Genomic DNA, 22,354 nt, shown 5'->3' on the forward strand with positions numbered 1-22,354 from the left:
TTACCCATGTCCGTACAAGAAAACATCGCAACTGCCGGCAAAGACAGCCGCGCGAGTCTCGAGGATTACGCCATTCAACCGGTGCCGCAGGCCCACCGCAAAAGCTTGCTCAATGTAGCCTTCACCAGCTGCGGGTGGATCATTTCCCTGTCCACGATCTTCGTCGGCGGTTCGCTCGCAGCGGGCATGTCGTTCGGGAAAGCGATCGCAGCCGGTTTGATCGGCATGCTGATTTTGGCCGTTTACGGCTTTTTCCAAGGGTGGATGGGAGCTAAGCACGGGGTTGCCACCGCGGTGCTGGCCCGCCAAGCTTTCGGCCGCGTTGGATCTGGTCTCTTCGGCATTTTGCTTTCCTTGACGATGGGGATCGGCTGGTTCGGCTGGCAGGTGGCGTTCTTCGGATCCACTATCGAGCAGATGTTCCCCGGCCATTGGTTCTCCGATCCGAACGTAGCCATCGTATGGGGCGGCATCCTGATGATCTCAACCGCGTTCATCGGCTACAAGGGAATTACGTACTTAAGCTTCATAGCCGTTCCGCTCGTCGTCCTGTTGTCCGTCTGGGGAATCTTCGTTGCCGCGGATGAATCCGGCGGACTCGGCAATTTGTTCTCGATGCAGCCCACGGGTACATCGCTTAGCATGTTTGCCGGCATCACGCTTGTCGTTGGCAACGCGGCTCTGGGCGCAGTCGTTTTCCCGGACGTGTCGCGCTATGGCCGTACGCCCCTTGCCGGCGGGCTCGGAGCCGCATCGGGTTACTTTATCGGCGGGATCTTCTCGGTCGTCGCGGGCGCGGCCATGACGTTCGCCGCCCAGCTGCCGGAGCTCGGCTCCACGCCTAATATTCCTGCCGTCATGGCGAAGCTGGGCATGGGATTCTTCGCTTTCCTGATCCTCGTCTTCGCGCAGTGGTCCAACAACGACAATAATCTGTATACCGGCGCGTTAGGCCTGAGGAATGTCGTGAAGCTTCCGAAGTTCGTGCTCGTTCTGATCATGGGTGCGCTTGGCATCCTGATCGCGCTAACGGGTTATCAGGATCATTTTGTCCCCTTCTTGAACTTCCTTGGCGTTTATGTTCCGCCGATCGCCGGCGTCATGATCGCGGATCACTGGATAGTCCGGCGCAATTCGTACCGTTTCGGGGAGGGAACCACTTACAGCCTCATTAATCTGGCTGCCATCGTCGCCGTTATCGCCGCCGGCGTGATCGCTTCGCATATTTCTTGGGGCATCAGCCCGATCAACTCCACGTTGCTCGGACTTGCGATATACCCGCTGCTCACCGGAGTACTGAAGCTGTTGCGGGTTCCGTACGAATGGGGACAGTCGACGGAGGATTCTACGGGCTTCTAACGTGAAATAAGCTTTGGGAGGTTTCAACCATGACAACGGAAACGAACAACTGGATGCTAGGCATCGACGTGGGCGGGACCTTTACGGATTTGACCGCGCTCGACTCGAACGGAGCTCTGACGGCAACCAAAACGCCTTCAACGCCCGATCCTTCGGATGGAGTCATTCAGGGGATCGAGAAAATGGCCGGCTTGCTAAATGTCAGTACGACGCAGCTGCTTGAGCGCTGCACGCTGCTGGTTCATGGCACGACGGTCGCTACCAATACCATTCTCGAATATAACGGAGCTAAGGTCGGCTTGATCACGACGGAGGGTTTCCGGGACGAGATCGAATTCCGCCGAGGGTATAAGGAAAGCGTGTTTTCTCCCCGTCTGCCGGCTCCTTATCCGATCGTACCGAGGCGACTGCGCATTGGCGTGCCCGAACGGCTTGGCTCGCAAGGGGAGACGGTTACGCCTCTTGACGAGAATGCGGTCCGGGAGGCGATCCGCTTTTTCAAAGCGGAGCAGGTGGAAGCGGTCGCCGTCTGCTTTCTGTTCAGCTTCTTGAATCCGGCGCATGAGCGGCGCGTGAAGGAGATCATCGGAGAGGAAGCGCCCGAGATGTTCGTGTCGTTGTCCTGCGAAGTGCTCCCGCAGATTCGAGAGTTCGAGCGGGTCAGCACGACGATCGTGAACGCATACACGGCTCCCTCCATGAAGCATTACTTGGAGAGGCTGGAATCGCGGCTTCGGGAGCAGCGCTTCGCCGGGGAGCTGTTCGTCATGCAATCAAGCGGAGGCGTGCAGAACATCGTGCAGAGCGGCCAGCTCGCGGCCAGCTGTTTGCTGTCGGGACCGGCTGGCGGCGTCACGGCTGCGGCATTCATCGGCGAACGGATCGGTTACAAAGATCTCATCACGGTCGATATGGGCGGGACGAGCTATGACGTATCCGTCATCGAACAACTGCAGCCGACGCTGACGACGGAGAGCTGGATCAGCCGTTTTCGGGTGGCCTTGCCGATGCTCGATATCCATACGGTGGGTGCCGGCGGCGGAAGTATCGCTTGGATCGACAGCGGCGGTCTGCTGCAGGTAGGCCCGCGCAGCGCCGGCTCCACGCCGGGCCCCGCCTGCTACGGAAGGGGCGGAACGGAACCGACCGTGACCGACGCCAACGTCGTGCTCGGCTACATTAACCCCGATCACTTCCTCGGCGGAGAGATGAAGCTGGATCGCAGTCTGTCCGAGCAGGCTATTCGGCGAGCAATCGCGGAACCGCTCGGCATCTCCGTCATCGAGGCGGCGCTTGCCATCTCCGAGATCGTAAACAACAACATGTCGAACGCGATACGGTTCGTGACGACGCAGCGAGGCTACGATCCTAGACGCTTCGCCCTTCTCGCCGCGGGCGGCGCCGGCGCGTTACATGCGGGGAGACAGGCCGAGGATCTGGGAATCGACACCGTCATCGTGCCCGGTTTCGCGCCGGTGCTGTGCGCGTTAGGCGATGTCGCCGCGAATCTGAAGGTGACGGAGCTGCGCACATTCTACGGCAGCTCGGCCAATCTTAAGCTGGACGAGATCAACAGCCTGTTCGACCGGATGGAGCAGTCGGCTCGGGAGAAGCTCGGCGATGGCGGCCGTCTGAAGCTGAACATGGAGGTCCGCAAATTCGTCGACATGCGCTACGCGGGTGAAGTGCATGAAGTGACCGTCCCGATTCGAACCCGCACGCGTAAAATCACGGATCTGAATATGGAAGCGACCATCGCGACGTTCCATGATCTGCACGAGAGATTGTACGCCCACAAGGATACGAAGCAGGAGATCGAGATTTTGAACTTGCGTCTCGACCTCGTCGGCGTACGGGACCGCATTCATCTGCAGGAGGCGCCGTTCGGGGAGGAGGATCCGTCCGCGGCTCTTGTCTCGAAGCGTCAGGCTTACTTCGGTCCGGTGCCGGACGAGACCAGCATCTACGATGGGGCGAAGCTGGTGCCGGGCAATCTGGTCGTCGGTCCCGCGATCATCGAACAGTGGGGGACAACGATCGTCGTATATCCCGGCCACGAGGCGCTGATCGACGCGAACGGCAACTGCATCATCGAAGTGCGACAAGGAAGGGAGGCCGTCTGATGCCTTCCCGCAACCGCATCGAAGATCAAATCATCTATAGCAAAATCGCCGCAGCCAACCGGCACGCCGGCGAGCAGCTCCAGCGGATCTCCCGCTCTTCGATCATTGCCGAAGCGAGGGCGTACGCGGTCGGCACGCTCACTCCGACTGGCGGACTGGCCCATCAGGTTCAAGGACAGGCCGAGCATCTCTTCGCGCTGCGATCGAGCGCGCGGGCGATCTTCGATCGCTTCGCCTTCGATATCGAGGAAGGAGACGTGCTCATTACGGGAGACGTATTCGGCGGCGGGACGAAGGGACAAATGCTGACGATGGTGTTGCCCTTCTTCATCGACGGCGAACTGGCGTTTACGCCCGCGATTCGCGCCCAGATGACCGACCTGGCCGGAGAGTATCCGGGCGGTTATCATCCGGAGGCGTTCGAGACCTGGCAGGAGAGCATGCGCATTACGCCGACCAAGCTGTATACGGGGGGCAAGCTGCGGCGCGACGTTCTTCGCTTCCTGCTTGCGAACAGCCGTACGCCGGATATTCTGTCTTCCGATCTGGACGCGATGTTAGCCAGTCTTCGGCAAGCGCAGTCGAGCTTGCGCGCGATCGTTAATGCGTACGGAGTCCCGCGCGTTGCCGAAGCGGTGGAGCGTATGACCACGCATACCGCGGCTCGAACGCTTGAAGCGATCCCATTCGGCTCCGAACTGTCGTTTGCCGGGCAAGCGGCAGTGAAAGCGGGAGCACAAGAGATCGAGGTGCGGGTCCGCCTGCACCGTCAGGATGCTCGCCTGTTCTTCGATTTCGCGGGGAGTTCGGCACAGGTCGAAGCTCCGTTCAACAGCAGTCCGGAAACGGTCAAAGCCTGCGCGGTCATTGCACTGATGGGCAATCAGTTGAACGAACTGCCTATTAACGACGGCCTGTTGGACGCGTACTCCTTCGAGATGCCTGCCGGAAGCATCGTCAATCCGGAATTCCCCGCCGCGACGTCTCTCGGATTCGAAACGTCGGGCCAAGCGGCGGCCGCAGCGGTGACAAGCGCGCTTAACGAGGGCGCCGGTCAACAAGAGAAGTTCGCCAAGGTTGGCGGAATGGCGCCGCTCACTGTCCTATACTCGCCGCTCGGTTCGCGCGAGCAGACGTCTATTCTGTTTCTGGAGCCGGGCTTCTCTTCGGCCGAAGGCGTCAGCGGCCCGCCCTCGCTGCTGGGAGGACGCAGGCTGGTGTCCGCGGAAGAGCTGGAGCGAAGGGACGGTCTTCGCATGACCGGACGCGAGCTTGCCGAGGACGGAACCATGCAAGTACGGATCGAAGTCTTGAAAGGCGAGTGGGAGGCTACGTTGTTTGCGCCGGAAGGAGCGGAGCGCGCCGAAGAGATGATATCGGCCGAACGGGACGGACGCCGGTGGCAAGGAACTGTCGCGGGGCTGTCGGTCCTGCCCGGCACGGTAATTCAATACTCTTACGGCTCTGGAGTATCAAAGAAGGATCGAGAGGGGGAAGCGCGGTGACGAGAAAGATGAACGAATGGATCCTGTCGCAGGTCGTGGGCGGTACGCTCGATTCCGTTGCGGAAGAGATGAGCGCTGCCGTGACCCGAACCGCCCGATCGCCGATCTTTAACGAAGCGCACGACTTTACGACCGGCATCTTCGATTTCTCGGAAGGTTCGTCGCGGTTGGTCGCGCAGGCGCCAGGATGCACCTTGCATCTGTACGCGATCGTGAGCGCCGTCGACCAACTGATGGAGACATTCAAGAACGATCTCCATCCGGGAGACATCCTGCTGGTGAACGATCCGTACCACGGCGGCTCTCACAGTCTGGATTGGACGATTGTCATGCCGGTCTTCCACGGCCGGCGTCCGATTCTTCTTCCGTCGGTGCGTAGCCATATGGGGGATAACGGCGGTCCCGTGGCCGGAGGCTACAATCCGCGCTCGCGCGATATCTGGCACGACGGGCTGCGTATTCCGCCGCTGAAGCTTTATGAACGCGGCGAGAAGCGGCTGGACGTGTTCGAGATGATCCTGGGCAACAATCGCCTGAAGCATTGGCTCGAAGGAGACCTCGACGCCATGATCGGAGCGTGCAAAATGGCGGCCGAGCGCATCGATCAATTGTTAGAGCGGTACGGTGCCCCTTCCGTCGTGCAGGCGATCGATCAGCGCATTCGCTATACGGAAACCCGAGTCCGCGAGGAGATCGCCAGCTGGCCGGACGGCGTTTATACGGCGGAGACGTACGCGGATCACGATTTTCAAGGTAATCGGGACATTAAAGTTCGAGCTACGGTCACGGTAAAGGGAAGCGATCTGGAGATCGACTTCACCGGTTCTTCGCCCCAGGCGGCAGGCTTCATTAACAGCCCGTTGTCCAATACGACGTCGTTCGCTTTCGTTGCCGTGTCGACCTGCTGCGACGAGAGCATTCCGATTAACGAAGGGTACATGAATCCCGTGAAGGTTACGGCGCCGCTCGGCACGGTCGTTAATCCTCGTCTCCCGGCTCCATGCGGTCATGCGACCGCCTGCGTCGGCGCGGAGATCGCGGAGGCCGTTCTGCTGGCGATCTCGCAATGCGCGCCTGAGCGAGCCGGGGTAAACGCGCACAAGCTGCCGCTGGCGTACTCCAACGGCACCTATGCCGATGGTCGACCGTGGGTAAACCTGAACTTCTACGGATACACGGGCGGCGCCGGAGGCGCGTTCCAAACCGATGGCTGGGGCCTGTACCCGCCGGTGATGACGGGCGTCATCCTGCCTTCTATCGAGATGAACGAGCTTCAATATCCGAGCCGCGTGCTGAAGCACGAATATGTGCCGGACTTCACGGGGCCGGGTCAATACCGCGGAGCTCCCGGATTGGAAGTGAAAATTCAACATCTGGAGAAAAGCTACACGAGCGTAATGATGGCCGGCGTTCGCAACACGACCCGCGGGCTCGCCGGCGGAGGCGACGCTCCGTCGAACCTTGTGATCCTGGACGATCGCAGGACGGAGCCTCTCGAGGTGAGAGAGACTGCTTTCCACGTCGGGTTGGAACCGGGAGGCATCATCACGTTCCACCGGGCGGGCGGCGGAGGATGGGGCGATCCGTATGCGCGCGATCCGGAGCGCGTGCTGGAGGACGTTCGCAACGGACTCGTTACCGCGTCAGCGGCGGAGACCGAATACGGCGTCGTTATTGAAGAAGAATCCGGCTCGCTTCGGGTGAACGAGCGCCTTACGGAACAGCTTCGTTCTCAATCAAATATACGATAGGAATAGGCTATCTTACATCCGTTGGATGTGGGATAGCTTTTTTATCCTATATAATACGGAGAGAAGGAGGGGGAACTAACGTGCTTCATATCGTTAACGGGGATTCGGTGGCGGAGAAGCTAAAGCAGGGCGTCGTGCAAGGGGAGATCTTAGTGTGGAGGGAAGTATATCCTCATGGCCCCGTATTTCAAGATCCTGCTGAGATAGACAATCGCGCCATGCGATCGCAACACTTGGAACAAACGTTGGGCATACCTCGTTCCGAATTCGTACAGATCAGCAGAAGGCAAGAGCAAATCCTTTCCGAATTTCATAAATACGAGGAAGTCGTACTCTGGTTTGAGCATGATTTGTTCGATCAGACCATGCTGTGCTATTTGCTTCATTTTTTCTCGGAACGACCCATGCTGCAAACCAAGCTGAGTTTATTGTCCATCGGAGAATATCCGGGTATCGAGCTGTTTCGAGGGTTGGGGCAGCTCTCCGTTAAGCAAATGGAGACGCTGTCGGGAACATGGAAATCCGTCTCGGCTGAAGAGTTGGAGTTAGGCAAAGCATTCTGGCAAGCTTATACGGCAGATAATCCTCAAATGCTTGGGCAATTGTTAAGTCGGGATACGTCCGCGCTGCCATTCGCACATGATGCATACCGAGCCCATCTGGCGCGTTTCCCGTCTACGCATAACGGCCTAGGAATCGTAGAGCAGACCACGCTCGAGATGCTCCACGCCGGACTAAACTCACCATATGAGTTGTTCAAGCATGTCGGCGATAGGCTCCATACTTTAGGTATGGGCGATCTGGAATACTGGCATCTATTAAAGGTCATGTCGCAGGATCCGTATCCGTTAATCCAATTCCGCGGCCTGGATTGCGAGGCTGTATTAACCGATTTTGGTAAATCCGTTAAAGATGGAAAAGAGGATTGGATCGCGAAAAGAGGAATCGATAGATGGTATGGCGGAGTGCATCTGCAAGGGGATACTCCGCGATGGCGTTGGGATTCCTTCCTACAAGTGATTCATGATTCAGGCAGCGAGGTGTAAAGATAGGGACGCCGTCCATTTACGATTAAGTAAAGGAAGGCGTCTATTGGGGCCGACAAAAACGATAAAACCAACGTCATCGAAGGCACTTGGCCGATCTGGCTGAAGGCCGTAAAGACGGGGAAGTTCACGGCGGGCTTGGCCGTAGCGTCCGGTACGGACGGCAAATTCGCCGAGGTCACCTTTACTAACGTTACGTGGCCGGAATCGTTAATGGGCAAGGAATGATACTCATAGTCCGTTGATCTTCGAACGCGGTTAACCCGACAATAGGAGAAGTTCCCACGATTTAGTTTTTTGAAACTGATTTCTATTTATGGGAGGACAACATTGTGAAAGCGAGAAACAAGTTATTAACCCTAGGACTAGCCTCTTTGCTTACCGTAGGAAGCCTATCTGGCGTCGGTTCGCAACCGGCTCAAGCAGAGGCAAAATCGTATCCGGTCTTGCTGAAGATCAACGATTATTACGTGCTCTACACGGCGCCGAAGGCTCCTTACGTCGACAAACAGTCGCGGATCATGATACCGCTTCGCTCGATCAGCGAACTGCTCGGAGCCAAGGTAAGCTACGACGCGAAGAGCAAAAAAGCGAAGATCGGCATGGGCGGCAAGACGGTCGAGTTCTCTCTCGGGTCCAAGACGGTTATCGTCGACGGCAGCGCCACGGAGATGGATACGACTCCGGTACTAGAGAAGAACACGATTTTCATCCCGGTTAGCGTGCTAGCCAAGCATCTGGGCATCAAGAGCAGCGTCGATCCGCAGACCAAGATCTACTCGATGACGGGCGACAACCTCATGCAAACGAATATGATCAAGTATACGTTGGAGGACGCTGAGACAGGATCCATGATCGCTCCTCCCGGCACAATCGCGAGCAATAATGCGTTCGCGCCTATCTCATATACCTTCGACGCTGTCAAAGAAAGTTTTACTATCAAAGCCAAGAACATAACGGGCGCCGACATTCCTGAAGGGGATGCCGATGCCGCAGCCTACCTTATTACCGAAGCCGGCGCGCAATTCTTGAACCCGAAGCGGGAACGGCCGGCCGTCAAGAAGGACGGCACCATCACGGTGACCATTAAAAACGAGGCCGTTGGCAATGACGTAAACTACCTGCTCGCAAAAGGACGCCTGTTGGACCGCTCCGGCTCGCAATAAGATAGTCGATCCAGCTTGCATGAGAGCCATCCCGTCCGGGATGGCCTTTCTCGTCGAAATGAGGACCAAAATCTTGACGCACACGGGGGGGCTAAAAATGGCTTCACTGCAGATTTCGAATGTTCGCGTCGCCTTGCGGAACGAAATACTGGAGCATGCCGCAGTAGTCGTTGAAGGAAGTAAAATCGTCGAGGTAATGCAAGAGGATAAAGCAGCAGGTTCCATCTCCCATCTTGGACAGATAGACGGACGAGGGAATTTGCTAATACCCGGCATGATCGATGTCCACATCCATGGAGCACGCGGTTACGACATGATGGACGGCACAATTCGGAGCATCGAGGAAGTATCGATCGCCTGCGCCGAGACCGGATGCACCTCCTTTCTTGCCACTTCCGTCAGTTCAACGATCGAGCAGCTAATCGAGATGATTCATAATGTCGCACGGGTATCGGGTCGAGAAGCCGGAGCCCGTATCGCGGGGATTCATATAGAAGGTCCATACCTAAATCCCAAGCGAAAAGGGATGCAGAACGAACGCTACTTAAGGCACCCGGATCTAGATGAGCTGCAGACGATTCTCTCTCACGCAGGGGATCGATTGAAGATGATTACTCTGGCTCCGGAGCTTCCCGGCGCGATGGAATCGATCGATTATTTGACCAAGTTAGGAATCATCGTCGCGATTGCCCACTCCGATGCGACTTATGAGGAAGCGAAGCTTGCCTTTGAGCACGGCGCCAGCCATATTACCCATTGTTTTAACGGCATGCGGCCGATTCATCATCGCGACCCGGGTCTCATCGCAGCCGCTTTCGAAGAAGAGAAGGTTAGCCTGCAAGCCATTGTCGATGGCGTACATCTTCATCCTGCTATCGTTAGACTGTTGCATCGCATCAAAGGCCCGGATGGCGTCGTCCTTATTACCGACGCGTTGCAAGCCATGGGCTTGGGAGACGGTCGATACCAATTCGGAGGGCATGATACGCAAGTGGTTAACGGGGTCGCCCGTCTACAGGATGGCACCCTGGCTTCCAGTACGGTCACCATGAATGAGGCGTTGAGGAACACGGTCCAATTGGGAATTCCTTTGCCCGAAGCCGTCGCGATGGCGTCGAGAACGCCCGCCCAAATTCTTGGGCTCCCCGGCAAGGGGCGGATCGAGAGGGGAGCGGACGCGGACCTGGTTTTGCTCGATGAGCAGTTCAATGTCGTCTGGACTATGGTGGAAGGTCAAGTCGTCTATAAGGCAAAAGAGGAGTGACAAGGGTTGATTCGGTTAGAAACGAACAGGCTGCGAATCAGGGAGTATCAGAAGGAAGACCTTCCCCAATTGCATCGAATATTGTCCGACCGAGAAACGATGAGCTTCTGGCCGTCGCCTTTCGATTTCGGTCAAAGCAAGCAATGGCTTGCCAATCGAGGCTTGGAGCTTTACCCAAGCGGCTTTGGCCGGTTTGCGGTCGAGCTTAAGGATTCCGGAGAGCTGATCGGAGATGCGGGATTGCTGCGTATTGAAATGAATGGGGATCTCGAGAATGACTTAGGCTATATCGTCCATTCCAATTACTGGGGTCACGGTTTTGGATATGAGGCGGCATATGCTTTGATGAGGTATGGCTTCGAAACCTTGCAGTTGACACGAATCTGCGCCAATATGCCCGCTAATCACGTAGCGTCAAGAAACGTTGCGCTGAAGCTGGGAATGGTTCTTGAGAAACAGTTTTTGAATCCAAAGAATCGCGATATTTTGACGTATTTATATGCCAAAGAAAATTAACGATTCCATGAGGGAGCAAGTCGATTATAATGGGAGACGAGCAGTGGTTTGTCCATTAGCGGAGGAGCGTGCTTTGCATGGCAAAAGGCGAAAGAAACCCTAAGATCGATCCCTATTTCAACAAACTCAAGCAGTGGAAGGCAGAATTCGAGCTGCTAAGAGAAATCGTTCTTGACTGCGGGCTGACCGAAGATTTTAAGTGGATGCATCCTTGTTATACGTTTGATGACAAAAACATCGTTCTGATTCACGGCTTCAAAGAGTATTGCGCGCTTCTGTTCCATAAAGGCGCGTTGTTAAAGGATCCCCATGGGATCCTCATCCAACAAACGGAGAACGTACAGGCTGCGCGCCAGATTCGGTTCACCAGCGTTCAAGAAATCGACGAGATGCAGCTAATCTTAAAAACCTATATCGATGAAGCCATCGCAGCAGAGAAAGCCGGTCTGCAAATCGAGTTTAAAAAGAATACGGAATACGCCATACCGGAAGAGCTGCAAAACAAGTTCGATGAGATCCCGGAATTAAAGTCGTCTTTCGAAGCTTTGACTCCCGGGCGGCAAAGAGCGTACCTCTTGCATTTTTCCGGGGCCAAGCAGGCCAAAACGAGAGAGTCGCGAATCGAAAAATATATCCCGCATATCCTTAACGGCAAGGGATTGGACGACTAGCCTAAAACTCTGCGCTCGGCGCGGAGTTTTTGTTTAAAGAACCGGGAGGGAGCGGAACCGATGACGATGGAGAGCAATCATTCGCCTATCAACCGCATTCTGCGCGAATTGGAGAAGGAAGACACCGTAAACCGGCTAGCCGAACGTTTATCGGGAGCCGATTTCAATTCATTGATGCTTGAGATCTTTAAAGCGAGAACGCGATTGTCCACCCCGAGCGAGCTGCTTAAGAAGTATGAAAGCAATCGGTTCGTTCATCCCGCCGATATCGACCCTTTGCAACTAAAGAAGCTAGAGTTGGACCTATTGACGATAGCAAAAAAACATCTTGTTACGCCCTTACAGCTTTCGCCCGTAGCGCCGCTCGGATCCTGTTCCGTTGTCGGTCCCGTCGATCAGAACAAAGTCATCTCCGCTTCAAGGGGCACAGAGGTCGTAGCGGATGCGACTAACTTGCTGGCGTTGCATATTTGCCGTTTGCTAAAATCGCGGGAGCAAAGCGATAGAGAAGAGTTCATCCGGTTCTCAACGACGCATCGGCACGTCAGGGCTCAATACTTCGGAGATAGTCCAGGGATGCTATCCCATTTTCATATCTTCTGCATGGCGACCGCCGGAGCGGATAACGGATCTTATTCTTTCGAAATCCCCTCCTTCTGGGAACACATCCTCGTGTACCAAGACATTTTTGAGACCTTGTTCGGATCCGGAATCGAAGTGAGGCTTAGCGGACGGGGAGGATACAAAGATCACGAGGGGCTGCTGAAGAGAATCGTTGAAGAGGGCGAACGACGGTCGATTAAGGTCGCAACGACAAGGATAGAGCCTAATTTCGAGAACGAATATTACCAAGGGTTACAATTCACTATCGCCACGAATATCCGCGGCCGTGTATACGACATTGGTGACGGCGGTTATGTCGATTGGTCGCAACGATTGTTAGGAAACAAAAAGCAAAGAATGCTCATAAGCGCAATCGGCCTGGATCGGTTGTTATTGTGACATTTCGAATTAGCCGGGTTTACGATTAATGGAAAAGGGGAGATCAAGATGACTCATCCCTATCGCCCTGTTCATTCTCCCGCATTGGAGCCGGGATTGACTAGCCCTTGGTACGATTGCCGCGAATATACGCCGAGTCGAGGTTTGGAATCGCATATTGCCGCCTTCTGGACGATGGATTATCGGCCGGTTCCGGAGAATCAATTGCACCGGATCATACCGGATGGCTGCGTCGATATCGTTGTGGATCTTCTTTCTCCTTCAAGCCGGAAGGCCGCCTATATCGTTGGACTGGCGACACGATCCGAAGTGTTGGAGTTCTCGCAAGCTCGTTCGTTATTCGGCATCCGGATTTATTCGGAATCCGTCCGGGCTCTATTCCAATTCCCCCTCTCGGAGTTTAGGGAACATCGCGTCTATCTGGAAGAGATCTGGGGTCTCGAAGGGCAGTATTGGATCGAAGAAATCCAGGCTGCTCAGACAAAATCGGATATCGTTAAGGTTGTCGAGCGTAAATTATCCCAAATGCTGACTCGCGGCGATGAATCTACTCCGTCTCTGGTGTACGAAAGCTTGATGCATATTTATGACAGCAAAGGGAGCCTTTCCGTCGGGAGCTTGGCGGATAAGGTACATTTCAGCGAAAGGCACCTGCGAAGAGCGTTTGACAAGGAGCTTGGCTTGAGCCCGAAGGAGATGCTGGGAATCGTCCGGTTTCAAAGCGTTCTGCAGGAATTAAGCAGGGGAGGCCATTCCAGCCTGTCCGATCTTGCGCTGAAGTACGGTTACTACGATCAGTCGCATTTTGCCAATTCCTTTGCGCGTTACTACGGGGTACCTCTTAAACGCCTGACCGGAAGGGGATGAAGAAGTCCGTTTTTTCCTATAGGGCAGTCGGACCGATCGATACAATGGAGGTGTAAAATAAAACCTATCGATTGGAGTTGCCAAGCATGACGGTTAAGTTGAAGAGAGTCTCGATATTCGTGGAACAGATGCAAAGGGCTTTGGATTTCTACCGAATGCTGGGATTGGAGATACCGGAAAGCGCCAACGAAAAACATCACGTGGACGTGGAACACAATGGACTTCGCTTGTCTTTCGGCACATGGGAATCGGCGCAAGTCATGTTCGACGGTCATGTTGAACCTGCCGGGTATCGGATGGAGATCGCTTTTCAATTCGACAGTCGCGATGCGCTGGACGATTTGTACCGTCAAATGACGGAGCACGGATATATCGGACATCGAGAGCCGAGGGATATGCCTTGGGGCGAACGCTTCGCGATCGTAAAAGACCCCGACGGCAATTTGATCAGCCTTGTCGCTTAAAAAAGAGCGGAATTCGAGAATCCTGCCGGCAGACCTTGCAACGCGATCTCTCCTTCGTCACAATAGAGGATGACACAGAATCGTTGTTGGAGGTATCGCCATGAGTCAACGTTATCGAATAACAAGATCCTTTCAAGAAAACAATCCGGAGCCCATTATCTCCCTAGAGGAGTGCAAGCGATACTTCGAAACCAAACCGGATTTCGCGTATTCGACCTCCTATACCGTAACCGGCAATTCAAGCACGATGACCATCGACGGGGATTTCTTCTTGTGGAGCCACGGAGATGCGGTCATTCCTTTCCGGCATTATGATGGGGATCTATACGTCGCGGTTTCGAACGAAGCGGTCGTTCCCAAAATGATCGAAGTGGCGAGCGAACTGCAGGCCGATTTGTCGGAGGGGTAATATAACGTTACAAGTACGGAATGAAGAACGCCTTTTCCGTGGCCGGAATAGCCATGAAGAGGGCGTTTTTCATTTGTTTATTTTCCGGTTGCGTACGTTCCGGAATAGCGGGTTAATGAATTAAATAACACTTATCAAGGGGGAATGTTTATGATGCGTTCAAATACCGGCTCCAAAATCGTTCCGGTCCTGGCGTTTGCCTTAACGCTCGTTGCTTGTACCGACGGGAATAAGCCATCGGCTACGTCTGCGGTCCCCGTGCAATCGCCCGATACGTCATCCGCCGCTCCGTCTCCGGATGCCGGCAGCACCTCGACCGCAGCGCCGAGCGCCGTGCCTTTTTCCTCTCCCGAGGAATCGCCCGCGCCCCAGCGTCCGCAAACGGAGAGCTTTGATCTCATGACGGAGGAGGGCTATAAACCCCGGACAGCCACTCTCCATCACGGCGAGGGATTCTCCTTTTATGTATTCGAGGGTTTTACCTTCGAGTCTTCCTCGGGCCGTTTAGAGCTGACTGAGAATCCCGAATACTTCGTGGATATGGAACAACTGCCGATGGACTACGATTTAACCGCGTTAAGCAAAGAGGGCGAGGAAAGCTTGAAGAAGTTCGGTGCCGTCTCCGATCATAGCGGCGAACTTGTCGAGCACCCGCTTGGCTATGCCGAGCTGTATCTTCAGGCCGTAAGCGGCGAAGGGATAAGCGACTATATCGTTTGGAAGTCGGAGACCGGCGACCCTTATCTTTTCCGCATTCGCAATCCGAAAGGAGAGCAAGCCTCGGCTTTCGCAAGTCCCGTCCTTGTTTCGTTGTCTACGGTCATGTAGAGATACCTCTTGTTGATTCCATAGCGAATGGTATAATGATGTGAATAAAAATCCATCGGATATAGGGGAATCTCTTGAATACGACTACTACGACTGCTAAGACCTCTGCCTCTGCTTCGCCCGCTAAGAAGAACCAGAAAGTGTTTGGGTTGGTTTTACTTCTCGGCTTATTTTCTACGCTAGGGCCCTTTACCATCGATATGTATTTGCCGGCCTTCCCGGAGATCGTGGAGAAATTCGGAACGACGGCATCTCTTGTCCAGCTTAGCCTGACCGCATGTTTGCTTGGACTCGGCATAGGCCAACTCGTTATGGGCTCGCTTAGCGACGTCCACGGAAGACGCAACCCGCTACTCATCTCCATGTCGGTCTACGCCATCGCCTCGTTGGCTTGCGCGTTCGCGCCCAATATCGGACTCTTGATCGCCTTCCGGTTCGTTCAAGGCTTTGCGGCCTCGGCGGGCATCGTCATCTCCCGCGCGGTCGCGCGCGATCTTTATAGCGGCCACGAACTCACGAAATTCTTCTCTTTGCTCTTGCTCGTCGGCAATTTGGGGCCGCTCGTTGCGCCTGTTGCCGGCAGCGGAATTCTGTCGTTCTCGAGTTGGCAAGGCGTATTCATCGCTCTGACGCTGCTCGGATTCTATCTGCTGGCGATGACCAAATGGCGGCTTCAGGAGACTCTGCCATCCGATCGCCGGATGCAGAGCAATTTTATTCAGCAGTTGAAAAACTACGGATCGCTCTTGAGAGATCGACAATTCGTCGGCTACATGCTGGCTCAGGGGATCATGATTGCCGGAGTCTTCGCTTATGTATCGGGTACGCCGTTTATTTATCAGAACATCTACGGGGCTTCGCCGACCTTATTCTCTATTTTATTCGCCTCGAACGGCATCAGCCTGATCATCGGATCCCAGCTGGTCGGTCGAATGTCGCATCGCATATCCGAACGAACCTTCCTATTGTTCGGCCTATGGCTTGCGCTAGCGGCTAGCGTCGCAGTTCTAGCAGTAGCCACCCTGGAGGGACCGTTATTCGCCTTGGTGATTCCGCTTTTTTGCTTCGTAGCGGCTATCGGCATTACATCGACGGCGGCATTCCCTCTTGCCATGGAGAAACAAAGTCATATGGCGGGCAGCGCCGCGGCCTTGCTTGGCCTCATTCCGTTCTTGCTCGGAGCCGTCGTCTCTCCGCTTGTGGGAATAGCGGGGGAAGATACCGCCGTACCGCTTGGCGTCATTATCTTAATTACTAGCGTTATAGCCATGCTCGCTTATTTCTTGCTGGGGAAGGAAAAAGCCTCATCTAAATAAGGGTCCTGCCTAAGTCGAATTAAATATGCTTTAATCAACGAGCCTCTAGATTCGCTTCTAGGGCTCGTTTTTTATAAGGGGAAGTCTGATTCAATTCCGCCTATGTCGTCTAATAGAGGGTACAAGAGGAGAAGGAGGAATCGACATGCCCTGGGACAAAGACGACTATCCGGATTCGCTCAAAAACTTCATGGCGCCGGTCCGCAACAAGGCGATCGACATTGCCAACGAGCTCCTGAAGGACGGCTATTCCGAAGGGCGCGCGATCTCGATCGCGACCGCCAAGGCCAAAGAGTGGGGAGAGAACCACGACAAGCAGATCCGCAAAAAAGGCCACTGACGCGTGGTGTCTAATAGCAGCGGAACATCAAAAAAGAACCTGGAACTTGCTCCAGGTTCTTTTGCTTTACACGTAAATGAACATGATGATATAATCGCTTTACGACTGTCGTTTATCTCGAAGACACAGTTAGATCATCTTACATCTTCATCGTACCATGCCGGCAAGCTCTTGTCAATCGCTTTTCTCAAATTCTTGGTTAGGAGAGATGTCGAATGAGTTCTTTGGTTCTCGACTTCAACGAAATGAACGACGCGCAGCTTTCTCTCGTTGGCGGAAAAGGGCTTCATCTAGGGAAATTATCGAAGATGGAAGGTGTACAGGTACCCGAAGGTTTCTGCGTGACTACGGAAGGATATCGCAAAGCCATCGAACGAATCGAATCGTATCCTGCTTTGTTGGATCGGCTGGATGCGCTGAAAGCAGAAGATCGGGAGCAAATCGGCGAAGTCAGCCGGATGCTTCGACAGCTCCTTAGGGAGGCGGAAGTCCCTTCCGAAGTTGTGCAAGCCGTAGCCCGTTATCTCTCCAGGCTCGGCGAAGATCAGGCTTATGCCGTGCGCTCCAGCGCGACTGCCGAAGATTTGCCGTTCGCCTCTTTTGCCGGTCAGCAGGACACTTATCTAAACGTCATCGGCCAAGAAGCGATCCTGCGGCATATCCGTCATTGTTGGGCTTCTCTGTTCACGGATCGCGCGGTCATCTACCGGATGCAAAACGGGATCGACCACCGTCACGTTTATTTATCCGTCGTCGTACAAAGGATGGTTTTCCCGCAGGCTTCGGGAATTTTATTTACCGCCGATCCGATGACCGGAAACCGAAAGCTGCTGTCCATCGACGCCAGCTACGGACTTGGGGAAGCGCTGGTCTCCGGTTTGGTATCTGCCGATCATTATCAAGTAAGGGAAGGGAAAATCGTCAGCAAGAGGATTGCAGCCAAGACAGTAGCGATCTATGGACGCAAAGAAGGCGGAACGGAGACGAAGCCGATCGATCCCGAACAGCAACGGACTCAAACGCTAACCGAAAAACAGATTTTGAAGCTGGCAAGCATCGGAAGACGGATCGAAGCTTCCTTCGGTTGTCCTCAGGACATCGAATGGTGTTTGGCGAACGATACCTTTTACATGGTTCAAAGCCGACCCATCACGACGTTATACCCGGTCCCTGAAGAGAAGGATCAGGCCAAACATGCCTACATCTCGGTCGGTCACCAGCAGATGATGACCGATCCCATGAGGCCTCTCGGCTTGTCTTTCTACCTATTGACGACTCCAGCCCCCATGCGCACCGCCGGAGGCCGATTGTTCGTCGATGTCGCGCCTCGCCTGGCTTCGCCCGCCGGCAGAGAGATGCTGCTGAATACGATAGGCAATTCCGAGCCGCTCATCAAAGACGCTCTTGCGACTCTGATCGAGAGAGACTTTATTGAGTTGTTGCCCGATGATCCTAATGCGCAGGGACCTCGTCCAAGTCATCCAGCCCTTATCGAATCGGATCCGGCTATCGTTGCAGAATTGATTAAGCGAAGCCAAGCCTCGATCGAAGAGTTAAAGCAGAACATCCAATCGAAATCGGGTACCGAGCTGTTCGAATTCATTCTGGAGGATCTCCAAGAGCTGAAGCGGATTTTGTTCAATCCTCAAAGCTCGAGCGTGATCATGGCCGCCATGAATGCTCACGCGTGGATCAACGAGAACATGAACAAGTGGTTAGGCGAGAAAAACGCGGCCGATACGCTCTCCCAATCCGTTCAGGGCAACATTACTTCGGAGATGGGGCTGGCGCTATTGGACGTAGCGGACGCCATTCGTCCTTATCCGGAAGTCGTCGATTATTTGCAGCAGGTTCATGAGGATAACTTCTTGGAGGAACTGGTCAAGTTCGACGGAGGACAGGAAGCACGGGACGCAATCGATGATTATCTCCGCAAATACGGAATGCGTTGCGCCGGAGAGATCGATCTGACGAGAACCCGTTGGAGCGAGAAACCAACGATTCTGGTCCCCATGATCCTTAGCCATATTCGCAACATCGAGCCGCACGCGGGCGCAAAGAAATTCGAGCAGGGGAGACGGGAAGCTTCGGCCAAAGAAAAAGAGCTGCTGGAACGACTGAAGCAACTGCCGGATGGCGAACGGAAAGCCGAAGAAACGAAACGAAGAATCGACGTCATCCGGAACTATAGCGGATATCGGGAATATCCCAAATACGCCATGGTGAATCGGTATTTTGTTTATAAGCAGGCTTTGCTGCAGGAAGCGGAACGGCTCGCGCATGCGGGCGTTGTCCTCGACAAGGAGGATATCTTCTATCTTACCTTCGAGGAACTTCGCGAAGTCGTCAGCACGAATAAGCTGGATAACCGGATTATTAGCAAGCGCAAAGACGACTACAAATGGTACGCAAAGCTAACTCCGCCGCGCGTGATCACGTCAGATGGGGAAATCATTACAGGCCGGTACAATCGGGAGAACCTCCCATCCGAAGCGATAGCGGGCCTAGCCGTCTCTTCCGGAGTAATAGAGGGACGGGCACGAGTCCTAATAAGCATGGAGGATGCCAATCTGGAAGAAGGCGATATTTTAGTCACCGCCTTTACAGACCCCAGCTGGACACCCTTGTTCGTATCCATCCGAGGCCTTGTCACCGAAGTCGGCGGATTGATGACCCATGGAGCCGTTATCGCGCGCGAATATGGCTTGCCGGCCGTTGTCGGGGTGGAGAATGCGACCAAGTTGATCAAGGACGGGCAACTAATTCGCGTGAACGGAACGGAAGGGTATGTCGAACTATTAGGATGATTAAAGCAAGAACCCGGTCATGCGTACCGGGTTCTTCTTTTCTTTGGCAAGGAGTTCGAATTACTTTTGCACGTTAGGCCTTCCTTGATCGTTAGGGTCGTTGGATCGTCTCGGGCTATGCTTGGGGTTGTTTTTATCGGGCTTCGCCTTCGTGCTCATTTTATCGTTCACCTCCAGCGTTATCCGATGAAAGTATTTCACCGAACCGTTCTCTTTATCAAAAAATGCTCGTGTATCCAGGCGAATATTAGACTGGTTAGTTGTACGAGCTTCTTCTCCTACATATTTATAAATGTACTCTAGAAGGAGGTTCGTCCGATGAACGTACTCCTCAGCCATTTTTTTCTCGGCCTTTCCCTTGCCGCGCCGATCGGGCCGATCAATGCAGCCCAGATGGAGAAGGGGATACGGGCCGGTTTTTGGCATGCCTGGTTGGTCGGACTCGGCGCGATGGCGGCGGATGGAGTATTTATGCTGCTAGTTTATTTCGGCGTCATTCATGTTCTGGATCGACCGTTCGTTCAAACGTTTTTATGGCTATTCGGTTTTTTTGTGCTTACTTATATAGGATTCGAGACGCTAATGAAAGTAGGCAAGCAAGATTGGGGGAACAGAGGAGGCGGCGAATCACCGTATAAATCGTTTGCATCCGGCTTCGTCATGTCGATCTCCAACCCGATGTCGATTCTGTTCTGGTTAGGCGTCTACGGGTCGGTGCTTGCGGACATGATCGCCAAATACGAAGCGCGGGAGGTCGTGCTGTACAGTTCGACGATAATGGCGGGCATTATGCTCTGGGACTTCCTTATGGCGCTTGCCGCCAGCGCGTTCCGTCGTTTGCTGACGGATCGGCTGCTGGCGTCGATATCGGTTCTATCCGGCCTATCCTTGATCGGGTTCGGGTTGTACTTTGGATTTGAAGCGTACTGGGTATTGTCCGGAAGAGGATGAGGAGGCTGCCGGATCGGCAGCGCTCGAATCGGTTCGTTTCCAAAGACGGCGCATCATTAGTGTGACCAAACCGATCACGACGATAAAACCGAGGCTGATGAGCAAACCGGGCCGGCTAATGGGATGAAACCATGTTCCGGATACACCCAGCACCACCAAAGCTATTCCTAAGTATTGTTTAATTCGGCCCCAGCCGTTCTGCTTGAGCAAGCGGCCGGAGGTGAATAGGATGAACAACCAGTTATAGAGAAGCATAAGACCGGCGGCCGTCGTTACATACTCGTATAAGCTCTTCGGCATCAGCAAGGCAAAGAGAACCGAAGCGCCAAGTCCAACGGTTGTCAGGCCAAGCGCGGCGAGCGGTTTTTTGGATTTGCCGTAGCTGCGACTGAAGATCGGAGGAGCGTCACGATCGCTTGCCAACGTGACGAGTATCTTGGTTACCGCAAAGATAGAAGCCGTCATCGTCGAGAAGCCGGCAATGATCTGAACGCCGATAAAAACATGAGGCACGAATGCCAATCCATAGTCGGCTAGCGAGACGATAAAGGGGCTTTTCTCCGCGCGGAACGATTGCCATGGCTGGAGAACGAGCGCAAGTCCGAGGGAAGTCACATATATCGCCCCAAGCAGGAGCAGCATGATCGTGCCCGCCTTCGGAGCGCTCTCCGGCTTCTCGAGCCTCATGGCCATAAGCCCCATGACTTCTAAACCTCCGTAACCGTACAAGGCGAAAATAAGGGAAGACCATAAACCCTTTAGTCCTGCGGGCATCCATTGCTTCGGCAGGGCGGCACCTTGGCCTTGGGAACGGAATACTCCGAACAGGGCTAGAAGCGCCAATACGATGAAGAGAACGATGGCTGCCACCTTCACGACCGCGAAGACGTTCTCCCAACGTTCGAAGCTGCGCGTACCCAAGATGACGATCAGAAGTCCGAGCAAACCGAATCCCGTTGCGAAGCACCACATGGGGACACGAGGGAACCAGAAGCGGGAAAACAGCGAAAGCGCGGTCAATTGGCTTCCGACGATAAGGAGTTCGGACGACCAATAGACCCAGCCGCAGCTGAAGCCCGCCCAGCGCCCGTACGCTTTCTTGGCATAAGAACGAAAGGAACCCTCCAGGGGGTCTGAAGCCGTCATGCGGGCCAGCTTGTCGAATACGATATACGCGGTTGCGCCGGCGGCGACATAGGCCAAGAGAACGGCCGGACCGGCGATTTCGATGGCAAGGTGGGAACCGAGGAAGAAGCCGGTACCGATCGTACAAGCCACTCCTAATAACGATAATTGCCACCATCTCAGTTTTTGGTCCGAGGACGTTTGCGAACTACGAGCCATTGGTTAGTTGAACACCCCGATTTTCCTTGTGTTGGGAGGTTACCCTTGGACGGAAGCTCGCAGTTTTATAGCGAATGCGGCGATCAAGGCAGCTGCTGCCCCTAATGCGGCCAAGATGGAAGATTTCGCCCTGCCAAACGAACGTCAAGCTTTGGTGAAGATATGATGGCGTGGAGTTCTTGGAATTATTCCGACTAGGGTGGAGTCATTCGGGGAAGTCCGCGAGAGCCTGGAACGAAATACCGGTTGCTAGAATGGACAATATGCATTATTCTATAACTCCTGCCGGTGATCGAAACGCATCGGATAGGCTCAAAGATAGGATCTACTTCAAAGCGAGAAGGCAGATTCAAAGCGAGAAGACAGTTGGGAAAAAGATCCTGTTGATTGCATAGACGGAAATGTGATATATTCTATTTCTGTTCACGAATCGAGTGAACGTAATTGAAGAAACCTTGTTCCTTGAAAACTGAACATCGAGCGTAATGAAATAAAGTCGAGCAGGAGCTTCGGTTCTTGCGAGACAAACCAGCAGTACAGAACGAGCCTTCAAGGTTCTTCAGATGTTGGACATTTTGACTCTCGGGATTTCCTCTGGAAACCATGCCGTCAAAAGTCCTTTTAT

At 54.2% G+C, this 22,354-nt stretch carries 19 protein-coding genes; 18 read left to right on the forward strand and 1 reads right to left on the reverse strand.

Annotation, left to right across the window (positions count from 1 at the left end; all coding sequences use genetic code 11):
* Positions 1-6 precede the first annotated feature (6 nt).
* The 18 genes from H7B67_RS25630 to H7B67_RS25715 all read left to right on the forward strand — a co-directional run bounded on the left by H7B67_RS25630 (position 7) and on the right by H7B67_RS25715 (position 20,385).
* The gene (locus tag H7B67_RS25630; RefSeq protein WP_185122735.1) at positions 7-1,359 is read left to right on the forward strand and encodes a cytosine permease; all 1,353 of its coding nucleotides are present in this window, start codon (positions 7-9) and stop codon (positions 1,357-1,359) included.
* Positions 1,360-1,388: 29 nt separating this feature from the next.
* Entirely contained in the window at positions 1,389-3,482 is a 2,094-nt protein-coding gene (locus tag H7B67_RS25635; RefSeq protein ID WP_185122736.1) for a hydantoinase/oxoprolinase family protein, read from the forward strand.
* The gene (locus H7B67_RS25640; RefSeq protein WP_185122737.1) at positions 3,482-4,987 is read left to right on the forward strand and encodes a hydantoinase B/oxoprolinase family protein; all 1,506 of its coding nucleotides are present in this window, start codon (positions 3,482-3,484) and stop codon (positions 4,985-4,987) included. The genes H7B67_RS25635 and H7B67_RS25640 overlap by 1 nt, the downstream gene beginning before the upstream one ends.
* Positions 4,984-6,738 (forward strand): hydantoinase B/oxoprolinase family protein, encoded by a 1,755-nt coding sequence (locus H7B67_RS25645; RefSeq protein WP_342592638.1) that lies wholly within the window; start codon positions 4,984-4,986, stop codon positions 6,736-6,738. The genes H7B67_RS25640 and H7B67_RS25645 overlap by 4 nt, the downstream gene beginning before the upstream one ends.
* A gap of 80 nt (positions 6,739-6,818) precedes the next feature.
* Complete coding sequence (locus H7B67_RS25650) at positions 6,819-7,784, forward strand: DUF1835 domain-containing protein (protein ID WP_185122738.1); 966 nt, start codon at positions 6,819-6,821, stop codon at positions 7,782-7,784.
* A gap of 332 nt (positions 7,785-8,116) precedes the next feature.
* The gene (locus H7B67_RS25655; protein ID WP_185122739.1) at positions 8,117-8,950 is read left to right on the forward strand and encodes a stalk domain-containing protein; all 834 of its coding nucleotides are present in this window, start codon (positions 8,117-8,119) and stop codon (positions 8,948-8,950) included.
* A gap of 97 nt (positions 8,951-9,047) precedes the next feature.
* Complete coding sequence (nagA, locus tag H7B67_RS25660; RefSeq protein WP_185122758.1) at positions 9,048-10,214, forward strand: N-acetylglucosamine-6-phosphate deacetylase; 1,167 nt, start codon at positions 9,048-9,050, stop codon at positions 10,212-10,214.
* A gap of 6 nt (positions 10,215-10,220) precedes the next feature.
* On the forward strand, positions 10,221-10,730 hold the full coding sequence (locus H7B67_RS25665; RefSeq protein WP_185122740.1) for a GNAT family N-acetyltransferase: 510 nt from the start codon (positions 10,221-10,223) through the stop codon (positions 10,728-10,730).
* A gap of 77 nt (positions 10,731-10,807) precedes the next feature.
* A complete protein-coding gene (locus H7B67_RS25670) occupies positions 10,808-11,401 on the forward strand; it encodes a YdeI/OmpD-associated family protein (RefSeq protein WP_185122741.1) in 594 nt (197 codons plus the stop codon).
* Between the two features lie 60 nt (positions 11,402-11,461).
* Entirely contained in the window at positions 11,462-12,403 is a 942-nt protein-coding gene (locus tag H7B67_RS25675; protein ID WP_185122742.1) for a hypothetical protein, read from the forward strand.
* Between the two features lie 48 nt (positions 12,404-12,451).
* Positions 12,452-13,270: a helix-turn-helix transcriptional regulator gene (locus H7B67_RS25680; protein ID WP_185122743.1), complete on the forward strand. Its 819-nt coding sequence runs from the start codon at positions 12,452-12,454 to the stop codon at positions 13,268-13,270.
* A gap of 86 nt (positions 13,271-13,356) precedes the next feature.
* Entirely contained in the window at positions 13,357-13,734 is a 378-nt protein-coding gene (locus H7B67_RS25685; protein WP_185122744.1) for a VOC family protein, read from the forward strand.
* A gap of 100 nt (positions 13,735-13,834) precedes the next feature.
* On the forward strand, positions 13,835-14,143 hold the full coding sequence (locus tag H7B67_RS25690) for a hypothetical protein (RefSeq protein WP_185122745.1): 309 nt from the start codon (positions 13,835-13,837) through the stop codon (positions 14,141-14,143).
* 150 nt (positions 14,144-14,293) lie between these two features.
* A complete protein-coding gene (locus H7B67_RS25695) occupies positions 14,294-14,971 on the forward strand; it encodes a hypothetical protein (RefSeq protein ID WP_185122746.1) in 678 nt (225 codons plus the stop codon).
* A gap of 140 nt (positions 14,972-15,111) precedes the next feature.
* On the forward strand, positions 15,112-16,287 hold the full coding sequence (locus tag H7B67_RS25700; protein ID WP_185122747.1) for a Bcr/CflA family efflux MFS transporter: 1,176 nt from the start codon (positions 15,112-15,114) through the stop codon (positions 16,285-16,287).
* A 145-nt stretch (positions 16,288-16,432) separates the two neighbouring features.
* Positions 16,433-16,627, forward strand: coding sequence for a DUF2188 domain-containing protein (locus tag H7B67_RS25705; protein ID WP_185122748.1), 195 nt, complete (start codon positions 16,433-16,435; stop codon positions 16,625-16,627).
* Between the two features lie 215 nt (positions 16,628-16,842).
* Positions 16,843-19,434 (forward strand): phosphoenolpyruvate synthase, encoded by a 2,592-nt coding sequence (gene ppsA, locus H7B67_RS25710; RefSeq protein ID WP_185122749.1) that lies wholly within the window; start codon positions 16,843-16,845, stop codon positions 19,432-19,434.
* 318 nt (positions 19,435-19,752) lie between these two features.
* Entirely contained in the window at positions 19,753-20,385 is a 633-nt protein-coding gene (locus H7B67_RS25715; RefSeq protein WP_185122750.1) for a LysE family transporter, read from the forward strand.
* Here H7B67_RS25715 and H7B67_RS25720 read toward each other — a convergent pair.
* A complete protein-coding gene (locus tag H7B67_RS25720) occupies positions 20,317-21,729 on the reverse strand; it encodes an amino acid permease (protein WP_185122751.1) in 1,413 nt (470 codons plus the stop codon). The two genes, H7B67_RS25715 and H7B67_RS25720, sit on opposite strands and share 69 nt — an antisense overlap.
* Between the last annotated feature and the right edge of the window lie 625 nt (positions 21,730-22,354).

This window comes from Cohnella thailandensis (assembly GCF_014212135.1).
GTDB classification, from domain to species: domain Bacteria; phylum Bacillota; class Bacilli; order Paenibacillales; family Paenibacillaceae; genus Cohnella; species Cohnella thailandensis.

Excerpts from the sequence above, each read along its gene's own strand:
- H7B67_RS25630 (WP_185122735.1), top strand. The coding sequence starts at position 7 with ATGTCCGTACAAGAAAACATCGCAACTGCCGGCAAAGACAGCCGCGCG.
- H7B67_RS25635 (WP_185122736.1), top strand. The coding sequence starts at position 1,389 with ATGACAACGGAAACGAACAACTGGATGCTAGGCATCGACGTGGGCGGG.
- H7B67_RS25640 (WP_185122737.1), top strand. The coding sequence starts at position 3,482 with ATGCCTTCCCGCAACCGCATCGAAGATCAAATCATCTATAGCAAAATC.
- nagA (WP_185122758.1), top strand. The coding sequence starts at position 9,048 with ATGGCTTCACTGCAGATTTCGAATGTTCGCGTCGCCTTGCGGAACGAA.
- H7B67_RS25670 (WP_185122741.1), top strand. The coding sequence starts at position 10,808 with ATGGCAAAAGGCGAAAGAAACCCTAAGATCGATCCCTATTTCAACAAA.
- H7B67_RS25675 (WP_185122742.1), top strand. The coding sequence starts at position 11,462 with ATGACGATGGAGAGCAATCATTCGCCTATCAACCGCATTCTGCGCGAA.
- H7B67_RS25680 (WP_185122743.1), top strand. The coding sequence starts at position 12,452 with ATGACTCATCCCTATCGCCCTGTTCATTCTCCCGCATTGGAGCCGGGA.
- H7B67_RS25685 (WP_185122744.1), top strand. The coding sequence starts at position 13,357 with ATGACGGTTAAGTTGAAGAGAGTCTCGATATTCGTGGAACAGATGCAA.
- H7B67_RS25690 (WP_185122745.1), top strand. The coding sequence starts at position 13,835 with ATGAGTCAACGTTATCGAATAACAAGATCCTTTCAAGAAAACAATCCG.
- H7B67_RS25695 (WP_185122746.1), top strand. The coding sequence starts at position 14,294 with ATGATGCGTTCAAATACCGGCTCCAAAATCGTTCCGGTCCTGGCGTTT.
- H7B67_RS25705 (WP_185122748.1), top strand. The coding sequence starts at position 16,433 with ATGCCCTGGGACAAAGACGACTATCCGGATTCGCTCAAAAACTTCATG.
- ppsA (WP_185122749.1), top strand. The coding sequence starts at position 16,843 with ATGAGTTCTTTGGTTCTCGACTTCAACGAAATGAACGACGCGCAGCTT.
- H7B67_RS25715 (WP_185122750.1), top strand. The coding sequence starts at position 19,753 with ATGAACGTACTCCTCAGCCATTTTTTTCTCGGCCTTTCCCTTGCCGCG.
- H7B67_RS25720 (WP_185122751.1), bottom strand. The coding sequence starts at position 21,729 with ATGGCTCGTAGTTCGCAAACGTCCTCGGACCAAAAACTGAGATGGTGG.